Origin of the sequence: Barnesiella sp. CU968 (assembly GCF_905219685.1) — a bacterium.
GTDB lineage: Bacteria > Bacteroidota > Bacteroidia > Bacteroidales > Muribaculaceae > Lepagella > Lepagella muris_A.
Map to the genome: position 1 here is coordinate 1 of NZ_CAJMXD010000277.1, position 3,979 is coordinate 3,979.

The 3,979-nt window shown below is 40.7% G+C and carries 4 protein-coding genes; all 4 read left to right on the forward strand.

Annotated elements, in window-relative coordinates; translation table 11 throughout:
- On the forward strand, positions 1-895 hold an 895-nt coding region (locus JX312_RS10135; RefSeq protein ID WP_204457911.1), incomplete at its 5' end, for a hypothetical protein.
- Positions 896-909: 14 nt separating this feature from the next.
- Positions 910-1,251, forward strand: coding sequence for a hypothetical protein (locus tag JX312_RS10140; RefSeq protein ID WP_204457912.1), 342 nt, complete (start codon positions 910-912; stop codon positions 1,249-1,251).
- An 18-nt stretch (positions 1,252-1,269) separates the two neighbouring features.
- Positions 1,270-2,940 carry a hypothetical protein gene (locus JX312_RS10145; RefSeq protein WP_204457913.1) on the forward strand — a complete coding sequence of 557 codons (1,671 nt, stop codon included), beginning with the start codon at positions 1,270-1,272 and terminating at the stop codon, positions 2,938-2,940.
- 2 nt (positions 2,941-2,942) lie between these two features.
- On the forward strand, positions 2,943-3,979 hold a 1,037-nt coding region (locus JX312_RS10150; RefSeq protein WP_204457914.1), incomplete at its 3' end, for a hypothetical protein.

The window sequence follows — 3,979 nt, forward strand, 5'->3', positions numbered from 1 at the left end:
AAAAGGGAAAGCCAAGCATATGTTCCTGGCTGTATTTGATGATAATGCCAATCGGTTGAATTCATTAGTTGCAAACGCAGTTAGTTTGACAGCTCCGAATACTCAGAGGTACGTTCTCGGAGGTCGTAATTTTGCTTATCCCACCAGTACGCAGTATATATCCTTAAAACAAGGTGGCAACTACCATAATGACAAGGGTGTCGATGTTGTGACAGCTGTAATGGAAAATGGAGGCACTAATGACTACATAAGTTACGCCAAACCTTATGCCACTGAAAATGGAGCTCTCGGTCAGTTCGCACCCTTAGACATATCTCTTGGCGCATACGCAGAATATTATCCGCTTGGTGTAAATTGGTCTGATGCCATTGCTAATGCTAAACGCATGCAGGAATCAGGAATTCCAGAAAATATCAAATATGACCATCTGTTAAGTGAGGTGTATATTGACTTCGGAGCTCAAAACGGGTTCAATATTGAAAATGTTGAAGTCCGTGTATTTGATATGGGAGAAACCATGAAGACAATTTCAGCGAAAGGAGATTCAATAAAAATAGAAGACATAGAACGAATTGATAAGCCCGAAGTTAATATGTTCCTTACAGCATCAATGCATGATGTTAAAGATTTGCCTATTGGCTGGAAGGAAATAACGGTTGATTTCGATAGTCAGTTTAATGGCGAATTTATCGGGGGCATCAATCCTACAAATCTATTTAGGGCCAACATTGTCATTTCTAAAGCTACTCCAAATATAGCTGAAGTAAACAATTTCTTTGGCTGGACAGGGAATCCATCGTTAGCTAATTCTATCAAAGAAACATTGACCGCTGGTTCATCAAATCCTCAGGGTCGTATTCTTTACACGTATTATTTAAAAACCATTTCTGAATAAATAAAAAATATCATATGGAACAAGTATCAATCACATCTGCCTATATGTGGGCAATCGTAATCATGGTGGTATTTTTTCTGCTCGCCGTGATAATCTCAAATCTTATACTGTTTAAACCAAACAATCCCGGTACCACAATTCGCAGAATTTGGTTTTGGGTACTCTGTGTTGCAACTGGTGTCGTTGGATTTATAATCAACTTCATCATCGGTAAAGGGATAACCGTTCCGAGCATACAGAGCGATTACTTCATGCATTCAGGAATAGCTGCCGGTGTTTGTGTTGTCGTTTACATTTTCGTCGGTTTTGTTGTCAGCAAACTTTTCCCAAACTCTAAGGTTGGTACATGGTTCTAAACGCATAAGGAGAAATAAATGAACGATAAACTATTCCTGATAGCTATCGGTGGTACCGGAATGAGGTGTCTCGAATCTTTTGTGCATTTATGCGCGGCGGGACTATTCGATAACCATACTATTGAGATTCTTACTCTTGACACCGACCAAAATAATGGTAATAAGGATCGAGTCGAGAGTCTTATAGGGCTCTACAACAAAGTTAAAACAAACGACGCATCGAATCAGGGTGGAGAACAACGCAGTAATACGTTCTTCTCTGCGAAGTTGAACTTATATAGGTTCTTTACCGACTATTCTACACCGAATAGACAAACCCTCCACGCTCTGGCATCAACTAAAAATCTTACTGACGAACAGCGGCAGGACAATCAAGATCTATCAGACCTCCTGTTTGAGCGAGATTCAGTTCAACAATTCAAACTTGACCATGGATACAGGGCTCAAACTCATCTTGGCTCAATGCTCATGTATCATGGCATAATTGAAGCTGCAATTAACGCCAAGAAAGGTGGAGGTGCAGTAAAGACACAAGAGAAAGAACTCGCCAAATATCTTGAACTGCTCAACAAACATGCGGCAACTGCGCGAGTGTTTGTTTTCGGAAGTGTATTCGGAGGAACCGGTGCTTCTTCTATCCCAGTAATTCCTATAGCAATAAGTGAAGCTCTAAAAATCCTTACTGGCGGTAATAATGAGTTAAACCTGAAAAAAGTTCTTTTTGCTTCTACTCTTTTAACCGACTACTTCACATTCAAAACGCCTACATCTCAGCAACTGACTATAGATAAAATCATTGCTGACGCCAATAATTTTGCGCTAAACTCTCAAGCAGCTTTAAGTTTCTACAATGATGATACAACCGTAAAGAAGACTTATAAGCGTATGTACCACATTGGCTGGCCGAGCAGTCTGAAAATAAACTATTCAGATGGTAAGGCCGGGAATGTGGTTACAGGAGGGCATGAACAGCGAAACGATTGTCATGTTGCAGAGTTGATGTGTGCAGTTGCTGCATATGACTTCTTTAACGAAGATCGTGCAAATCTTGAAAAAATAGGTGAAGCCGAGTACGATTTTAGAACAGTTGCAGTCGATGACAATGGCAATATGCAGTTATCAGGAGCAAGTTTTGTGGGGTCTGAACGCGGTGAAATATTCGAGAATAAACTCGGAGCCTTACTATCCTTGGCTCACATAATCTTGTCTAAATTTGAAGGTGCGCACGAAGGTACCTGTGGAACCGCTCAGTTGCTTAACTATCTCGACTCTGCAAAATTCCCTAATTTCAACGAACTTTCTGATGCGCAATGCGCAGAGATAGATGAGTATCTCAAGGAATTTGGATACAAATTCGTTAAGAGCAGTGTCGTATTCGGGTGGATATACCAGGTATTCAAATCGGTAGGCGCCGGGAAATTTATTTTTGCTCCTGAAGCATTTATCACAGACATCAACGGTCTGCATAACATTGACCCCGGAACCATCTTCGCAGATGAAGCTCATCACTGGGACAAATCAGGTGTAGCTGTGCTCAATTCTTCATCTGACAGGCGTTTTAACACACTTATAAGCCTTCTTAAGAGTGAAGATACACTCCCGGATGAAGCACAAGCTACAACTCTTAAAGAGGAGTTTCTGGCACAAATGTATAATGCGGTTACTATTGCTCAACATTTTAACGAATAACTATGGCAGAAAAATCGCTTACAATTGATGTGAACACATCAGCTATTCCTTCTGGCGATCTCAATAAATGGAAGGAGTTGGGCAATACCTCTGTGTTCATCAAAAATATAATCACACCACAATTAAGCAAACATACAAATGTCGGTCAACTCGTGTCCGGCATACCGACTGCTTTCGCTCGCGTTGACTTGTTCAAAACAGCGCTTGATCATGTTGCGACAAGTGGATGTGATACTACACCGAATAATCTTGTTGGCTATTATAGTCAATTAGTTGACGAATGGAAAGGCCTTATTGCTTGTATGGCTCTCGATTATGCACATATCAGTGTAAGAAAAATCGAACTCTCATACAGCGATGGTAACGATGTTGCAAAAACAAATAATGTTTACGAGCCTAAAGGTGCATTTGGAAATATGCTCCTTCGCCGTAGAAATCGTTGGTGCGAACAAAATCTTACCGATAATCAGACAGCGACTCCGTTTATTAACGTAATTAAATATAGGAACACTGTTGTCGGTGCCACGGCTCCTGAATCGTTATTATTCACATCCACAGGCTACAAATGTGAGGCATCAGATGAACGCCCATGGATTGATGTCTTAACTGGTAAATTCATTGATCCGTTAAAGTCATCAATGAAACCCATGCAAGTAGCGACCTTACACGCCTATGTCAGTCATATCCTCCAAGGATTAGGCGAAGCAGAGGAATATTATAAGTCGCTTCCTGCCGGAGAGGGTGTTAATTATATCTCAATACGTACTTTACTCAACTCTTGGAAACAAGAAATTGAAGAACGTGCTACACGAGATGGATTTGAACTTTCTATTGGCAGTACACCTCCTGTGAGTGCTGCTTTTGGTGGACCTTTCGAGAAACTGTTCTGTCATAAGGATATTCTCAATGGCGTTGAAGGTGTCATTTCGGAAACAGAAATGAACGGAGGTGTAGAGTTTGATCCAAAAAATCTCTTGCTCGAAGATAATGCTCATATCGCCAAACTTGACTTAAATGTTAGTGCGACAGAATTTAAGAA

Bases quoted from the DNA above. Each gene is read 5' to 3' on its own strand.
- JX312_RS10145 (WP_204457913.1), top strand. From the start codon at position 1,270: ATGAACGATAAACTATTCCTGATAGCTATCGGTGGTACCGGAATGAGG.
- JX312_RS10140 (WP_204457912.1), top strand. From the start codon at position 910: ATGGAACAAGTATCAATCACATCTGCCTATATGTGGGCAATCGTAATC.